The sequence below is a fragment of the Kribbella sp. NPDC058245 genome, from assembly GCF_042882005.1.
Taxonomy (GTDB): domain Bacteria; phylum Actinomycetota; class Actinomycetes; order Propionibacteriales; family Kribbellaceae; genus Kribbella.
The window spans coordinates 23,784-39,034 of sequence record NZ_JBHVWY010000016.1 but is presented as its reverse complement, the minus strand read 5'-3'; the positions used below and the strand labels follow the sequence as shown (position 1 = coordinate 39,034).

At 68.5% G+C, this 15,251-nt stretch carries 14 protein-coding genes; 11 read left to right on the top strand and 3 right to left on the bottom strand.

Features of this window, described 5'->3' with window-relative positions; genetic code table 11:
- The first annotated feature begins 11 nt into the window (after nucleotides 1-11).
- Nucleotides 12-1,214 (top strand): JmjC domain-containing protein, encoded by a 1,203-nt coding sequence (locus ACFVWG_RS31580; protein WP_391547102.1) that lies wholly within the window; start codon nucleotides 12-14, stop codon nucleotides 1,212-1,214.
- 135 nt (nucleotides 1,215-1,349) lie between these two features.
- Here the strand turns inward: ACFVWG_RS31580 and ACFVWG_RS31575 are convergent, their stop codons facing one another.
- Nucleotides 1,350-1,718 (bottom strand): DUF1844 domain-containing protein, encoded by a 369-nt coding sequence (locus tag ACFVWG_RS31575; RefSeq protein WP_391547101.1) that lies wholly within the window; start codon nucleotides 1,716-1,718, stop codon nucleotides 1,350-1,352.
- 358 nt (nucleotides 1,719-2,076) lie between these two features.
- On the opposite strand from ACFVWG_RS31575, the gene infC reads away from it, so the two are divergent.
- From infC to ACFVWG_RS31545, 6 genes are all read left to right on the top strand, one after another.
- Nucleotides 2,077-2,721, top strand: a complete 645-nt coding sequence (gene infC, locus ACFVWG_RS31570) for a translation initiation factor IF-3 (protein ID WP_391547100.1) — start codon at nucleotides 2,077-2,079, stop codon at nucleotides 2,719-2,721.
- 85 nt (nucleotides 2,722-2,806) lie between these two features.
- Nucleotides 2,807-3,001, top strand: coding sequence for a 50S ribosomal protein L35 (gene rpmI / locus ACFVWG_RS31565; protein ID WP_132169842.1), 195 nt, complete (start codon nucleotides 2,807-2,809; stop codon nucleotides 2,999-3,001).
- Nucleotides 3,002-3,095: 94 nt separating this feature from the next.
- On the top strand, nucleotides 3,096-3,482 hold the full coding sequence (gene rplT / locus ACFVWG_RS31560) for a 50S ribosomal protein L20 (protein ID WP_391547099.1): 387 nt from the start codon (nucleotides 3,096-3,098) through the stop codon (nucleotides 3,480-3,482).
- Nucleotides 3,483-3,511: 29 nt separating this feature from the next.
- Nucleotides 3,512-4,324: a TrmH family RNA methyltransferase gene (locus ACFVWG_RS31555; protein ID WP_391547098.1), complete on the top strand. Its 813-nt coding sequence runs from the start codon at nucleotides 3,512-3,514 to the stop codon at nucleotides 4,322-4,324.
- The gene (locus ACFVWG_RS31550) at nucleotides 4,321-5,262 is read left to right on the top strand and encodes a CehA/McbA family metallohydrolase (protein WP_391547097.1); all 942 of its coding nucleotides are present in this window, start codon (nucleotides 4,321-4,323) and stop codon (nucleotides 5,260-5,262) included. Before ACFVWG_RS31555 ends, ACFVWG_RS31550 begins: the two co-directional genes overlap by 4 nt.
- 273 nt (nucleotides 5,263-5,535) lie before the next feature.
- Complete coding sequence (locus ACFVWG_RS31545) at nucleotides 5,536-6,237, top strand: hypothetical protein (protein WP_391547096.1); 702 nt, start codon at nucleotides 5,536-5,538, stop codon at nucleotides 6,235-6,237.
- 42 nt (nucleotides 6,238-6,279) lie between these two features.
- Here ACFVWG_RS31545 and ACFVWG_RS31540 read toward each other — a convergent pair whose 3' ends face one another.
- Entirely contained in the window at nucleotides 6,280-6,654 is a 375-nt protein-coding gene (locus ACFVWG_RS31540; RefSeq protein ID WP_391547095.1) for a hypothetical protein, read from the bottom strand.
- 99 nt (nucleotides 6,655-6,753) lie between these two features.
- Nucleotides 6,754-7,458 (bottom strand): TetR/AcrR family transcriptional regulator, encoded by a 705-nt coding sequence (locus tag ACFVWG_RS31535; protein WP_391547094.1) that lies wholly within the window; start codon nucleotides 7,456-7,458, stop codon nucleotides 6,754-6,756.
- 50 nt (nucleotides 7,459-7,508) lie between these two features.
- Between ACFVWG_RS31535 and ACFVWG_RS31530 the strand changes: the two genes are divergently transcribed.
- From ACFVWG_RS31530 to ACFVWG_RS31515, 4 genes are all read left to right on the top strand, one after another.
- Complete coding sequence (locus tag ACFVWG_RS31530; RefSeq protein ID WP_391547093.1) at nucleotides 7,509-9,038, top strand: MFS transporter; 1,530 nt, start codon at nucleotides 7,509-7,511, stop codon at nucleotides 9,036-9,038.
- Nucleotides 9,039-9,977: 939 nt separating this feature from the next.
- Nucleotides 9,978-11,087, top strand: a complete 1,110-nt coding sequence (gene pheS / locus ACFVWG_RS31525) for a phenylalanine--tRNA ligase subunit alpha (protein WP_391547092.1) — start codon at nucleotides 9,978-9,980, stop codon at nucleotides 11,085-11,087.
- Nucleotides 11,087-13,672 carry a phenylalanine--tRNA ligase subunit beta gene (gene pheT, locus ACFVWG_RS31520; RefSeq protein WP_391547091.1) on the top strand — a complete coding sequence of 862 codons (2,586 nt, stop codon included), beginning with the start codon at nucleotides 11,087-11,089 and terminating at the stop codon, nucleotides 13,670-13,672. Before pheS ends, pheT begins: the two co-directional genes overlap by 1 nt.
- Nucleotides 13,673-13,705: 33 nt before the next feature.
- Nucleotides 13,706-15,223, top strand: a complete 1,518-nt coding sequence (locus ACFVWG_RS31515; protein WP_391547090.1) for a gamma-glutamyltransferase — start codon at nucleotides 13,706-13,708, stop codon at nucleotides 15,221-15,223.
- Nucleotides 15,224-15,251 lie beyond the last annotated feature (28 nt).

Sequence of the window (15,251 nt, the reverse complement as noted above, 5' to 3'; positions counted from 1 at the left end):
GGAGACCCGTCATGCGTACTGAAGCTCTGTCCAGTCTGATTCCTGATGCTTCCGACTTTCTGGACCACCCGCCGACCGAGGCGGTCGCCTGGCGCGGTACCTCGACGTTGGACTTCGGTCTCGACGCAGTCGGTGAGCTGATCGACCACGGCTCGTTGCAGCGCCAGATGGTGAGCATGGTCAAGGACGGTCAGCGGGTCGCACCTGCGGCGTACACGTGGGCAGGCCAGCCGATCCAGCCCGGCTTTGCGGATGTGGTGCGGACGACGAAGGTGTCGGCGTACATCGGTGCCGGTGCGACCACGGTGCTCGAGTCACTGCACCGCACGTGGAAGCCGATCGGCGATCTGTGCCGTCGGCTCAGCCACGAGACCGGACTGCCGATCAGTGCGAACGCGTACCTCACTCCGTCCGGTAGCCAGGGCTTCGCGCACCACTACGACACCCACTCCGTGCTGATCGTCCAGACGGTCGGCAGCAAGACCTGGCAGCTGCATGCGCCGGTCTACAACGACCCGCTGGAGCACCAGCCTTGGGACGGCTCCAAGGTGACCGAGGCCGAGTGGGACCGCCTCCGCACCGGTACGCCGTTCCTTGAGGTCACTCTGCAGCCCGGTGACAGCTTGTGGATTCCACGCGGCTGGATCCACAACGGGTTCGCCACTGACGACCACTCGCTGCATGTCAGCTTCTCGTTTCCCACGCTGACGCCGTACTGGCTTGCTGGTGAACTGATCCGGGCGCTCGGCTCGGAGCGTGCCTTCCGGGCGGAGCTCCCGTGGGGCTTCGGTCGCTCTGCCGAGCTGCGTGCCGAGGCGCTGGCCACGACCACCAAGCTGCTGACCGAGCACTTCAGTGCGCTCTCAGAGCAGCCGGCCGACAATTCCGAGCTGGCTGACACCTATCGGCGGTTCTCACTGGAGTCCGCCCGGCACCCGATGGACAACTTCCTGCCTGCGCCGACCCTGGACACGCAGGTCCGTACGGTCGCCGAATCGGCCGCCGGTGTGGACTGGACGGCCGCCGGCGGGCTCCGTGTCCACCTCGGCGACTCCATGGTCGAGTTCGAGGACGCCCCCGCCCGAGTAGTCGCCGATCTCCTCGCCGCCGACTCCTCAAACCCCTGGACGGCCCGATCCCTCGACCTCCCTGAGGCCGGTGCGTTGGAGTTGGTCACTCTCCTCCTGCGCACCGGTCTCGCCACCCGCGCCTAACCCCACTGGCCCCACGCCATCAGTTGTGGCGTGAGACAGGAATTGATGGCCGGAGACCTCATGCCACAGGTCTCCGGCCATCGTTTGATGTCTCCTGCCACCAGTGATGGCTGGGGCGGCGGGGGATGGGATGGGTCAGCGGGCGGCGGGGGAGGGGTAGACGGCGCCGGTGTACTTCTCACCGGGGCCGGCCCCGGGCTCGTCCGGGATGCTGGAGGCTTCCTTGAAGGCGAGCTGCAGGGAACGCAGGCCGTCGCGGAGCGGAGCGGCGTGGTGGTGACCCAGCGACGGAGCGGCGGCGTCGAGCAGGCCGGCCAGGGCGTCGATCAGCGAACGGGCCTCGTCGAGGTCCTTGTGCTCGGGCAGGTCCTCGGCCAGGCCGAGGTTGACGGCGGCGGCGCTCAGCAGGTGCAGGGCGGCCGTCGAAATGATCTCCACGCTAGGGACCTCCGCGATGTCGCGGGAGGCTGTTGCAGGTTGCGGAGTGGAGATGTCGTCGGTCATGGTGTTACTGTTACATAGCGACCGATCCGGTCCGGCGGTGCCCCATGGGTGGAATACTCACGGAGCTCCGGTGGTTGGATCCAAGCGGAGGGCCACCTCCCACCCAGTCGATGAACAGTCGGCGGGTCCCGGTCACGCCGAAACCCCGGTTTCGGCGATCGTACGGCGTACCAGCAGGTGTTTGCGGTTGGTGAGCGGTTGATCAGGGAATTGGGCCTTCGTGTGTTAGTCGCACGGAGGCCTTCGTCGTTTCTCGAGGAGACCTCGAGCGGCGAAGAGGTGGTACCGGAATCAGAACAACCCAGGAGGACCCATCACCATTGAACTGCGCGTCAACGAGCGCATCCGCGTTCCCGAGGTGCGACTGGTCGGACCGAACGGTGAGCAGGTAGGCATCGTCCGGATCGAAGACGCACTGCGGTTGGCACAGGAAGCCGATCTCGACCTGGTCGAGGTTGCGGCCACGGCACGCCCGCCGGTCTGCAAGCTGATGGATTTCGGCAAGTACAAGTACGAGACCGCGCAGAAGGCGCGCGAGTCCCGCCGGAACCAGACCAACACCGTCATCAAAGAGATGAAGCTGCGGCCGAAGATCGACCCGCACGACTACGAGACCAAGAAGGGTCACGTCGTCCGGTTCCTGCGTGCCGGTGACAAGGTGAAGATCACCATCATGTTCCGTGGTCGCGAGCAGTCGCGCCCGGAGCTCGGCTTCCGGCTCCTGCAGCGGCTGGCCGAGGACGTCAGCGAGCTCGGCTTCGTGGAGTCGAACGCCCGCCAGGACGGCCGGAACATGATCATGGTTCTCGGGCCTCACAAGAAGAAGTCCGAAGCGCGCGTGGACGTGGATGCCGAGAAGGCGAAGAAGGTGGCCGAGCGTGAGGCCGAGCTGGAGGCGGAGCGCGTCGAGCGCGCCGAGCAGGTTCGGGCACACGAGGCCGAGGTAGCCGCCGGCGCCACGAAGAAGCCGAAGGGTCCGGCAGACAACCTCGACCCGGAGTGACGGAGCGCTCCGGCCGCGGTGCGCTGCCGGAGCACCACACACCGAGTTCGAGTCAACGAAAGAACAATTCAGGAGTTCATTAGCCATGCCGAAGATGAAGACCCACTCGGGGATGAAGAAGCGCGTCCGCGTCACGGGCTCGGGCAAGCTGCGCCGCGAGCAGACCGGTGTCCGCCACCTCGCCGAGGCGAAGTCGTCGAAGCGCAAGCGCCGGCTGAGCGGCACGGTCGAGGTCGCGCCGTCGTTCGCCAAGAAGGCCAAGAAGCTTCTCGGCATCTGAGGCTCCCGCCTCGCGGGGCCTCGTGGCCCTTCCCCCGAACATCCGCCGTACCGGCCCAGCCCGGTCGCGGCGCAGAACCAAGGAGTAACACCTCATGGCACGCGTGAAGCGGGCAGTCAACGCCCACAAGAAGCGCCGGGTCGTACTCGAGCAGGCCAGCGGCTACCGCGGCCAGCGCTCGCGGCTGTACCGCAAGGCCAAGGAGCAGGTCACCCACTCGCTCGTCTACGCCTACCGTGACCGCAAGGCGCGCAAGGGCGACTTCCGCAAGCTGTGGATCCAGCGCATCAACGCTGCGGTCCGCGCCGAGGACCTGACGTACAACCGTTTCATCCAGGGTCTGCACCTGGCCGAGATCGACGTGGACCGCAAGATCCTCGCCGACCTCGCCGTCAACGACCCGGCCGCGTTCTCCGCGATCGTGCAGCTGGCCAAGGCCGCCCTGCCGGCCGACGTCAACGCGCCCGCCGCCTCGGCCTGAGTATTACCGTCTCCAGCCGTAGCAATCGAGTGGCGACCCCTGGTCTGCTGACCGCACAGTCCGTGCGGATCAAGCAGGCCCGGCGGCTCGCCACTCGTGCGTTCCGCCGCAAAACCGGCCGCTTCCTGGCCGAAGGCCCGCAGGCCGTTCGCGAAGCCCTCGAGCATCGCGAACTCGTCCTCGAGGTGTACGCCGAACCCACCGTCGCCGCTCGCCATCGCGATCTCCGCGACCTCGCCGCCGCGGCCGACGTGCCCTGGTACGACGTCGACCGGGCCGGCGTCGAAGCACTCAGTGAGACCGTCACCTCCCAAGGTGTCGTCGCGGTCTGCTCACTCGTCGACGTCTCGCTGGAGCAAGCGGTCCTCCCGACGGCCCGCCTGGTGGCTGCGGGCTTCCAGGTAAGGGATCCCGGCAACGTCGGCACCCTCATCCGTACGGCGGACGCCGCCGGCGCGGATGCCGTCGTACTGTCGACAGAGTCCGTCGACCCGCACAACCCGAAGGCCGTCCGGGCCAGCGTCGGCAGCATCTTCCACCTGCCGATCACCATCGACGCCGACCTCCCCGCCGCCGCCACCGCCTGGCGCGCCCAAGGCCTCCAGGTCCTCGCCGCCGACGGCTACGGCACCACCGACCTCGACACCTGCATCGACGACGGCACCCTCGCCAAGCCCACCGTCTGGCTCTTCGGCAACGAGGCCCACGGTCTCCCCGACGGCTTCGACGCCTTCGTCGACCACTCCGTCAAGGTCCCCATCTACGGCCGCGCCGAGTCCCTCAACCTCGCCACCGCCGCCGCCATCTGCCTCTACGCCTCAGCCCGCGCCCAGCGTCGATGACGCCGTTCGACCTGCCTGGACAGTTCTGGCGGGGCAACCTGCACACGCATTCGAACCGCTCCGACGGAGCCTTCTCCCCGGCCGAGACCGCGCGCATCTACCGCGACGCCGGCTACGACTTCGTCGCGATCACCGACCACTTCCGCCCGGAGTACGACTACCCGATCACGGACACCCGCGACCTCCGGTCCGACGGTTTCACGACGCTGATCGGCGCCGAGCTGCACGCACCCCGCACGGAAGCCGGGCAGCGGTGGCACATCATCGCCACGGGTCTACCCCTCGACTTCCCACCACCCAGCGCCACCGAAACCGGCCCCGAGCTGGCCCGCCGAGCCCGCGCCACCGGGGCCTTCATCGGCATGGCCCACCCAGCAGCCTCACTCCTGACCGCCGTCGACGCCGAGAGTCTGGACGCGGCCCACTCGGTGGAGGTCTACAACGCCCTCGCCGACCGCGAGAACCGCGGCGACAGCTGGCACCTGACCGACGTCTTGCTGAACCGCGGCCACCGTCTCACGACGTACGCGGCCGACGACGCCCACCTCCAACCCCAAGACCCGCCACCCTGCGCCGCCTGGGTCCACGTGCGCAGCGAGTCCCTCGATCCGGACGCACTACTGGCTGCACTGATCGCCGGCCACTTCTACTCCACCACTGGCCCCGAGCTGTACGACGTACAGGTCGAAGGCGACGCCATCACCGTCCGCTGCTCACCCGCGACGAAGATCCTCCTGAGCGGCGGCCACCCCGGCGCCGAGGTCCGCCAAGGCACCGACCTCACCGAGTGCACGCTCCCCCTCGCCCTGTTCGCCGGCACCCACTGCCGCATCACCATCGAAGACGCCACCAGCGCCCGAGCCTGGACCAACCCCATCCACCTGCCTCGCGCCCTGCGTGCAGTAGTGGGGGGTGTGGACAGGCAATGGGGGCTGTGAACAAGGAATAACTTGTTCAAGGCCCCCCGCGGAGGGTGCGCACCCCCGGGATGTGTGGGGCGGATCATCTGTGGCGGCCGTCAGGGGATCGGGCGCGGTTGACGGTGCTGCCGGGTGCGTGTCACGGTTGGCGCAGCGCGCGCCAGGGCGCCTCTTCTTCGCGGCAAGCACTGAGTGCACCTGGGAGTACGGCGAACTTGTGATGGCCGGTGCACCCTTCGGGACGGCCTGAGTCAGCGGAGCGGGTTGTCCTGGAGGATTTTCATGTCGACCATGTCGCTGCCTGCGAAGGCGAGTTTGAGTCAGTTGCGTGCGCGGGCGAAGGACCTGCGGAAGGCCGTGAGCAAGGGCCGGCCGGATGCGGTTGAGCGTGCTCGGACGCACCATCCGGCGTACGTCGATTCAGTGAGCTTCACGTTGCGGGATGCACAGCTGACGGTGGCTAGGGAGTACGGCGCTCCCAGTTGGGGTGAGCTGATGGAGAAGGTCGCCACCGAGTTGGTCGAGGGTCGTGAGTTGCACCGGTACTTCGGGGTGGAGCTCAACAACGAGACGTGGGACCTGCTCGACCAGATCGACGAAACCAGTCCGCTGCTCGACCAGGAACGCCTCCTGTACGGCGCTTATGCCGCCTGCCTGCATTGGCTCGAAGCCGGCAACGAGGCGAACCATGCACGCGGTGAGCACCTGATCGCGCGGGTCGCCGTACGGATCGGTCGTGCCGAGCTGGCCCTGGGACACGCGCGCCGTTGCCTGCAACTGATCCAGAGCCATCCCGAGCAGATGTCCGACTGGGATGAGCCCTTCGCGCGCGAAGCTCTCGCGCGGGCACTCGCCGGTACTGGAGCGCTTGCGGAGGCTCGGGTGGAACTTGCGCGTGCTCAGCAGCTCACCGCGCTGGTCGCGGCGGATGGCGATCGCGAGGTGCTGCAGATGGAGTTGGCCAAGGAGCCCTGGTTCGGGCTCACGCGCTAGCCGAGCCCGGCGCCGGCAACCACCGGCGCCGGGCTCCGCAGATCAGGCGATCACGGTGCAGGTGTTACCGACATCGCTCCACTGGCCGCCGCCGTTGTTCTTCCAGGCAATGCCCTGGACGCAGCTGCCGCGGGGGAGTACGCGATTGAAGTACACCCGCTGGGTCTGAATCGGGTTGGTATCCGCCCCGTTGACACCGGCCGTCTGGAAGTGCCCCGCGAACGCGCCGCAGATGTTGCGTGACTCGGCCCAGGACACGTACTTGCTGCCGTCGCCCTGCGTCACGTACTCCACGAACACCGAGATACAGCGGTTGCTGCTCGAGTTGCTGGCCCAGGCCTGGGTGGCAGCAAGCCCGGCCCCGGTGACTCCCAGTGCGAGTGCGGCGGCGATGCTTCCCCAGCGTTTGATCGTCATGGTCGCTCCTTCGCGTCGGTTCAAGTCCGGACAGGATGCCGACCACAACGGGTCACCAGGGGTGACTTTGTGTTGTCGTTGAAGAGGTTGACGAAGTGACTACTCCGTGTGATGGGTGCGGGCCGCGATGCCTTCGAGGACGAGCTCCAGGCCGTAGGTGAAGGAGTCGTAGAACATGCCGTCGATGTTGCCGGTGGCGCGGCGGCGGGCGGACTCGCGCATGGTGGGGTCGGCGATGGATTGGGTGCGTTCGAGGACGTCGGCGGCGAGAGCGTCGACGGACTGGCCGCCCCGGCGGGCCATCTCGCGGGTGGCGACCTCGCCACCGGAGCTACCGAGGACGAACGACATCACGGTGCCGAGGGCGAAGTCGGCGTTGCGGCCGGTGATGCCGGCGGCGGCGATCAGGGCCAGGCCGCGGGTGCCCATCTGCATCGCGTTCGGGCCCATGCTCGGGCGGGTGTACATCACCTCGGGCAGCCAGGGGTGCCGCACGATCGTCGAGCGCATGCTGTGCGCGAAGAGCAGGAGGCCGGAGCGCCAGCCGGCCAGGCCGGGTTCGGGGATGTCGATCTCGCCCCAGGCCTGGTCGATGAGCAGGTCGATCAGATCGACCTTGGTCGGGACGTGCCAGTAGAGGCTGGTCGCGCCGGCGTCGAGCTTGGCCGCCAGCTTGCGCATGCTCAGACCGGCGAGCCCCTCGGTGTCGAGCGTCTCCATCGCCGTCCGGACGATCTGCTCCCGGGTGAGCGTCTCGCGTGCCGGGCTGGCCTTCTGCTGCCGCGTCCAGATCGATTCCTTCACGAGAAACATCCTACTGGAACACTGTGCGAGTCTTGTCGTACAGTGTGCGAGTGACTAGTACACCGTTCGAGTCAACCGCTGCAGAGACCGCCGGGCATCCCCGCCGCTGGTGGATCCTGCTGATCCTGTGCCTGAGCCTGATGGTGCTTGTCGTCGACAACACCGTGCTCAACCTGGCCATCCCGTCGCTGATGCGCGATCTGGGGGCCACGCCCGCCGACATCCAATGGGTGATCGACGCCTACATCCTGGCCTTCGCAGGCCTCCTGCTGACCGCGGGCAGCCTGTCCGACCGCTTCGGCCGCCGGAAGATGCTGCTGCTCGGCCTGGTCCTGTTCGGTGCCGCGTCGCTGCTGGCCACGCTCGCTGAGACGCCGTGGCAGCTGATCCTGTGCCGCGGGCTGATGGGCGTCGGCGGCTCGCTGCTGATGCCGAGCACGCTGTCGCTGCTCTTCACGGTCTTCCCGCCGGAGGAGCAGCGCAAGGCGATGGCCGGCTGGTCGATGGTCGCGATGGTCGGCGTGATCGCCGGCCCGACCGTGGGCGGCGTCCTGCTGAACCACTTCTGGTGGGGCTCGATCTTCCTGCTCAACGTCCCGATCGCCGTCGTCGCGATCATCGGTGCGCTCGCCCTGATCCCGGAATCCCGCGGCCCGGCCCGAAACGTCGACCCGATCGGCGCCGTACTGACTGTCATCGGGATGGGCTCGGTCGTCTGGGCGATCATCGCCATCCCCACCAACGGATTCGGCTCGCCAGAGGTGCTCGGCGGGCTGGCGGTCGGTGTGGTCGCGTTGACGGCCTTCGCCTTGTGGGAAAGGCGTAGCGCGCACCCGATGGTTCCGCTCGCGCTGTTCAAGGACAGGCGGTTCAGCGGGACCAGCTTCTCGATCGTGCTGCTGTCCTTCACCGCAGGCGGTCTGATGCTCGCGCTGACGCAGTACCTGCAGTTCGTCCTCGGCTACAGCCCACTGAAGGCCGGCCTGGCCCTGATCCCGTACGCCGTTGCCGCGACCGTCTTCAACGTGCTCGGCGCGACATTGGGGAAGAAGCTGGCAGACCGCACCCTGATCGCCATCGGCCTCGCCGTCATCGCCGGCGCGTTCGCGATCCTGTCCCAGGTCTCCAGTACGACGGGCTACGGCCTACTGATCGCCGGCCTGATGGTGATGGGCATCGGCGGCGGCCTGGCCGGACCGGCGGCGTACACGCTCCTGATGCAAGCCGTCCCGGCCGAGCACCGCGGTGTCGGCTCCGCGATGAACGACACCGTCCAGCAAACCGGCGGCGCGCTATCGGTCGCCGTACTGGGCAGTGTCCTGGCCGCCGCCTACTCCGCCAACCTCCCGGACGCGATCCCCGAGGCTGCCCGCGACTCCATCGCCAGCACGCTCGCGCTGGGCCCGGAGTTCGCAGCAGCAGCCCGTACGGCGTTCACCGACGCCATGACCATCGCCATGACCGTAGGCCTCATCGGCGCCCTAGCCGGAGCCATCGTCGCCCTAGCCGTCCTACCCGGCCGATCGCCCTCCACTGACCAGCCGACCCCCTCTCCCGCGGACACCCCCCTCGACGCCTAACCCACCCCACCCGCCTCCGCGCTCACCCCTCCGCTCTCACCCCCTCCGCTCTCACCCCCTCCGCCCCCACTCGCCTCCGCCCCCACTCGCCTCCGCCCCCACTCGCCTCCGCCCCCACTCGCCTCCGCCCCCACTCGCCTCCGCCCCCACTCGCCTCCGCCCGCCTCCGAGTCCACTCCCGACCCCTGATCCCAGCCCGCTCCGCTCCCCGGCCATTTGAACGGATAACCCCGCAAGTGGCCCTTCTCCCCTGAAAATTTGAGGGGAGAAGGGTCCATTTCAATGGATATCCGTTCAAATGCTCCGTACCTGCCTGGCGACCCGAACCGCCGTTTGATGGGTCAGCCCACGAGGTTGTGGGTGGGCCAGCCGCATGCGGTGGGTGCACCCACAACGGGATGGGTCAGCCCACCAAATGCGGCTCTTCTGACCCATTCGTGGGTGGTGCGGCCATTTGAACGGATGACCCCGCAAGTGGACCCTTCTCCCCTGGAAATTTGAGGGGAGAAGGGTCCACTTCGATGGATATCCGTTCAAATGCTCCGCACTGGCCTGGCGACCCGAACCGCCGTTCGATGGGTCAGCCCACGAGGTTGTGGGTGGGTCAGCCGCATGCGGTGGGTGCACCCACAACGGGATGGGTCAGCCCACCAAATGCGCGTCGGTACGGCGGCGTGGGACGGGCGGGTGAAGACCCGGGCGGGTGGGGGCGGATTGGAACGGCGGGTGGGGGCGGATTGGAACGGCGGGTGGGGGCGGGTTGGAACGGCGGGTGGGGTGCGACGAGTGATGGGACGAGTGGTGGGGATGGGGTGATGGGACGAGTGGTGGGGGCGGGGTGGTGGGGCGGGGCGTCAGGTTGTGGACGGCCGATTCACGGTCTGGGGGTTCGGGTTCCTAGACTGCAATCCGCAGAAAGTTCCGAACCGAGAGCGAGCCATGTCCGGTCCCAACACGCAGTACGACCCGGTCGAAGTGACGCCGTTGCATGCCGAGGCGCTGGAGCGGAGCCGTGACGAGGCGCTGACGGCGTTCAGCGAGGCGGCCGATCTGGCTGCCCTGCAGGAGGCGAAGGCGGCGCATCTGGGCGAGAAGTCGCCGATCGCGCTGGCGAACCGGGAGATCGGCGCGTTGCCGCCGCAGGGGCGCAAGGAGGCGGGGCAGCGGATCGGTTCGGCGCGCAAGGCGATCACCGAGGCGTTCGCCGCCCGGCTCGCGGTGCTGGAGGCCGAGCACGAGGAGCGGATGCTCGCCACCGAGCGGGTCGACGTGACGCTGCCCTGGCACACGCCGGAGCTGGGTGCGCGGCACCCGCTGTCGCTGATCTCCGAGCAGGTCGCGGACGTGTTCACCGCACTCGGCTGGGATGTTGCCGAGGGGCCGGAGATCGAGGCCGAGTGGCTGAACTTCGACGCGCTGAACTTCCAGCCCGACCACCCGGCACGGCAGATGCAGGACACCTTCTTCGTCGAGCCGGCCGGCTCCGGCAAGGTTCTGCGCACGCACACGTCGCCAGTGCAGGCGCGCTCGATGCTGACCCGCAAGCCCCCGATCTACGTGATCTGCCCGGGCCGCGTGTTCCGTACCGACGAGCTGGATGCGACCCACACGCCGGTCTTCTACCAGGTCGAAGGCCTGGTCGTGGACGAGGGCATCACGCTCGCGCACCTCAAGGGCACGCTCGACCACTTCGTCGTGTCGATGTTCGGTGAGGGGCTCGAGGCACGGCTCCGGCCGAACTTCTTCCCGTTCACCGAGCCGTCGGCCGAGGTCGACCTGAAGTGCTTCGTCTGCCGCGGCGCCTCCGTCGGCAACCCGGACCGTCCCTGCCGCACCTGTGGCAGCGAAGGCTGGATCGAGTGGGGCGGCTGTGGCGTGGTCAACCCGCGCGTCCTGCGGGCCTGTGGCATCGACACCGACCGGTACTCCGGTTTCGCCTTCGGAATGGGTCTGGAGCGGACGCTGATGTTCCGCAACGGCGTCGAGGACATGCGGGACATGGTCGAGGGTGATGTGCGGTTCAGCCGCCAGTTCGGGATGGAGATCTGATGCGGGTCCCACTGTCGTGGCTTCGTGAGTACGTCGAGCTTCCGGCCGGGGTGACCGGTCGGCAGCTCGGGGAGCAGCTGGTCCGGGCCGGTCTCGAGGTGGAGACCGTCGAGGAGTCCGAGCTGACCGGCCCGCTGGTGGTCGGCAAGGTGCTGACGTACGAGAACGAGCCGCAGAAGAACGGCAAGACCATCCGCTGGTGCTCGCTCGACATCGGCAAGGACGAGCCGCAGTGGGTCGTCTGCGGTGCGCACAACTTCGAGGTCGGCGACCTGGTCGTGGTCGTGCTCCCGGGCGCGGTGCTGCCGGGCGGGTTCGCGATCTCCGCGCGCAAGACCTATGGGCACGTCTCCAACGGCATGATCTGTTCCAGCACGGAGCTCGGCCTGGGCGACGACGGTACCGACGGCATCGTCGTACTGGAGCCTGGTGAGGGCACGCCTGGTGATGACGCGATCGAGCTGCTGTCGCTGACCGATGACGTCCTCGACATCGCCGTCACCCCGGACCGCGGCTACTGCCTGTCCATCCGTGGTGTCGCCCGCGAGGCGGCCACGGCGTACGGGCTTCCCCTGAAGGACCCGGCCGACCTGACGCTGACCGGTTCTGGCGACGGTGGTTACCCGGTCCGCGTCGACGACAACCAAGCCTGTACGGCGTTTGTCACCCGCACCGTGACCGGGATCGACGCGAAGGCGTTGTCCCCGCGGTGGCTGCAGAAGCGGCTGCTCGCGGCCGGGATGCGGCCGATCTCGATCGGTGTCGACGTCACGAACTACGTGATGCTCGAGCTCGGTCAGCCGATCCACGGGTACGACAAGAACCGGCTGAGCGGCGAGATCGTCGTCCGGCGGGCGACCTCCGGCGAGAAGCTGGTCACGCTCGACGACCAGACCCGTGAGCTCGACGCCGAAGACCTGTTGATCACCGACGACTCCGGCCCGATCGGTATCGCCGGTGTGATGGGCGGCGCGTCCACCGAGATCTCCGACGCCACCACCGACGTGGTGATCGAGGCCGCGCACTTCGACCCGATCGTGATCGCGCGGGCGTCGCGCCGGCACAAGCTGTCGTCGGAGGCGTCGCGCCGGTTCGAGCGCGAGGTCGACCCGCAGTTGCCGCGGTACGCCGCTCAGCGGGTCGCCGATCTGCTGGCCGAGCTGGCCGGCGGCACGATCCTCGCCGAGGAGACTGTCGTCGACACGCACCCGCTGCCGCAGCCGGTCGTCATCCGTGGCGATCACCCGGCCCGCGTCTCGGGTGCCCCGATCGCCGTCGAGGACGCGCTCCAGTTCCTGAAAGCGGTCGGATGCACGGCCGAGATGGTGACTGACGGTGCGGTGGCTTCGCCGCTCGCGGTCGGGGTCCACGAGCCCGCACTCAATTTCCTGCTCGCGGGCGAGGACGAGGAGAACGCGAGCTGTCTGCGGTACAACGGCGACAACCTGTTCAGTGTCGTGGCGCCGTCGTGGCGGCCCGACCTGCGAGACCCCAACGACTTCGCCGAAGAGGTCATCCGGCTGTTCGGGTTCGACAACGTGCCGTCGGTGCTGCCGTCGGCGCCGGGTGGTCAGGGTCTGACGGTGTCGCAGCGACGCCGCCGCCGGGTCGCGACCGCGCTGGTTGGCGCCGGTCTGACCGAGGTCGTCTCGTACCCGTTCACCGGGGACGCCGACTTCGACGCGATGGGCCTGCCGGCCGACGACACTCGCCGTACGACGGTGAAACTGGTCAACCCGATCTCCGACGAAGAGCCGTCGATGCAGACGACTCTGCTCGCGACCCTGCTCCGGGTGGCCGAGCGCAACGCCGGCCGCGGTCAGACCGACCTGGCGATCTTCCAGACCGGTCTGGTCTTCAAGCCCAAGGCCGAGACGAAGGCCGCGCCGCTGCTGTCCGTCGAGGCCCGGCCGAGCGACGCCGAGGTCCAGTCCCTGTACGACGCACTCCCCGAGCAGCCGCTGCATGTGGGTGTAGTGCTGACCGGCGCGCTGACCCCGACCGGCTGGTGGGGCAAGGGCCGTCCGGCCGGCTGGGCCGACGCCGTACAGATTGCTCGGCTGATCGCGTCTGCCGTCGGTGTGGAGCCGACCGTGAAGAACGTCGAGCTCGCGCCCTGGCACCCGGGTCGCTGCGCGGAGTTCTCGGTCGACGGCAAGGTGGTCGGTCACGCTGGTGAGCTGCACCCGAAGGTGTGTCAGGCGTTCGGCCTGCCGACCCGGTCGAGTGCGGTCGAGCTGGACCTGGAGGCGTTGATCGCGGCCGGTCCGGAGTCCGTGACCGCGGTGCCGTTCTCGTCGTACCCGGTGGCCAAGGAGGACGTGGCGCTGATCGTCGCGGCCGACGTGGCCGCGGCCGACGTACAGGCCGCGCTGACCGAGGGGGCGGGAGAGCTGCTGGAGTCCGTGCGGCTGTTCGACCTGTACACCGGTGAGCAGATCGGCGAAGGCAAGAAGTCGTTCGCGTTCGCGCTCCGGTTCCGCGCCGCGGACCGGACGCTGAAGGACACCGAGGTGGCGGAAGCTCGCCAAGCTGCCGTCCAGGTAGCCGTCGAGCGCTTCGGCGCCGTTCAGCGAGTCGGCTGAGCTCCGATGAGCGGGGGACACCCTCGGGTGGCGGTGGCAGCTCCGAACGCTGCCGCCGCGGAGGCCGGCGTACGGGTGGCTGCTGAGGGCGGCAACGCGGTCGATGCCGCGATCGCCGCCACGCTCGTCACGATGGTGAACGAGATCGGCGTCGTCTCACCGGCCTCGGGCGGTTTCGTCACCCTGCAGGTCGCGGGGTCCGAGGCGGTCACGATCGATGGCTGGGTGGAGATGCCCGGCCGCGGTCTGCCGCCGGAGTCGTTCGGTCGTGGCGTCTGGGACATCACGACCGACTACGGCGGCGGTACGACGACCACCGTGGGACACGGCTCCGTCGCCACCCCAGGTGGTCTGAAGGCGCTCGACCTGGCGCACCGGCGCTCCGGCAAGGCGCCCTGGCGTGAGGTGGTGCAGCCCGCGATCGAGGTGGCCCGCGACGGCTTCCCGCTCAGCCGCACCTCCGGGTACTACCTGGGCTTCACCCACGAGATCATCTTCGGCTGGCACCAGCCGAGCCACCGGGTCGTGCACGACGAAGACGGCTCGGTGATCAAGGCCGGCAGCACGGTGATCATCCCGGAGCTGGCCGAGGCGCTGCAGCTGATCGCTCGAGACGGTGCCGAGACGCTCTACACCGGTGAGCTGGCGCAGCTACTGATCCGCGACATGGCCGAGAACGAAGGCATCCTCAACGCCGACGACCTGGCTGCCTACGAGGCGATCATTCGCCCGGCGCTGATGGTTCGGCAGAACGGGTGGCGGCTCGCCACCAACCCGCCGCCGGCTGTCGGGGGAGTCGCAGTTGCCGCGATGCTCGCGCTGCTGGACGGCGTACCGGCCAACGGCAGCTGGAACCCGGCCGAGCTCGAGCGACTGGTCGACGTACAGCATGCGGTGCTTGGACGACGTCTCGCCGAGCTGGATGCGGAAGACGTTCGGCAGCTCGAAGGGCAGAAGCTGCTCGAGCTGGCGTCGGCCGGCGACCTGCGCGCGCTGACCTCGCCCAGTACGGCGACAGTGTCGGTGGTGGACGACGAGGGCGACGCGTGCGCGATCACGGTCTCGTCTGGCTACGGCTCCGGCGTACTGACTCCAGGGACCGGCATCTGGCTGAACAACGCGCTCGGAGAGCAGGAGCTGCTGCACGGCGGTCCGCACAGCCTGGAGCCCGGGACGCGTCTGACGTCGAACATGGCGCCGAGCGTGGCGCGCCGGGACAGCGACGGCGCGGTGCTGGCCATCAGCTCACCTGGTTCGGACCGGATCCCGACCGCACTGGCACAGGTCTACGCGCTCTACACGCACGGCGGGCTGCCGCTGGCGGAGGCGGTCGAGCACCCGCGGCTGCATGTGCGGGTCCGCGACGACATCGTGGTCGACTACGAGGACGACCTGCCCCTGGCGGGTGCGACCAACCTCCCGTCCCGGCCGATGCCGCCGCACTCGATGTACTTCGGTGGAGTCGCAGCCGCGTTCTGGGACCCGGCGGAAGGCCTCATCGCGGTCGGCGACCCACGCCGTACCGGGGCCGTCGCCATCTCGCCGCACTAACAGATAGCCGTCCCGTTCGTTAAAAGGA

What these genes read in the sequence shown, in the direction of transcription:
- pheT (WP_391547091.1), top strand. Translation starts at nt 11,087, where the DNA reads ATGCGGGTCCCACTGTCGTGGCTTCGTGAGTACGTCGAGCTTCCGGCC.
- pheS (WP_391547092.1), top strand. Translation starts at nt 9,978, where the DNA reads ATGTCCGGTCCCAACACGCAGTACGACCCGGTCGAAGTGACGCCGTTG.
- ACFVWG_RS31550 (WP_391547097.1), top strand. Translation starts at nt 4,321, where the DNA reads ATGACGCCGTTCGACCTGCCTGGACAGTTCTGGCGGGGCAACCTGCAC.
- rplT (WP_391547099.1), top strand. Translation starts at nt 3,096, where the DNA reads ATGGCACGCGTGAAGCGGGCAGTCAACGCCCACAAGAAGCGCCGGGTC.
- ACFVWG_RS31580 (WP_391547102.1), top strand. Translation starts at nt 12, where the DNA reads ATGCGTACTGAAGCTCTGTCCAGTCTGATTCCTGATGCTTCCGACTTT.
- ACFVWG_RS31575 (WP_391547101.1), bottom strand. Translation starts at nt 1,718, where the DNA reads ATGACCGACGACATCTCCACTCCGCAACCTGCAACAGCCTCCCGCGAC.
- rpmI (WP_132169842.1), top strand. Translation starts at nt 2,807, where the DNA reads ATGCCGAAGATGAAGACCCACTCGGGGATGAAGAAGCGCGTCCGCGTC.
- ACFVWG_RS31540 (WP_391547095.1), bottom strand. Translation starts at nt 6,654, where the DNA reads ATGACGATCAAACGCTGGGGAAGCATCGCCGCCGCACTCGCACTGGGA.
- ACFVWG_RS31545 (WP_391547096.1), top strand. Translation starts at nt 5,536, where the DNA reads ATGTCGCTGCCTGCGAAGGCGAGTTTGAGTCAGTTGCGTGCGCGGGCG.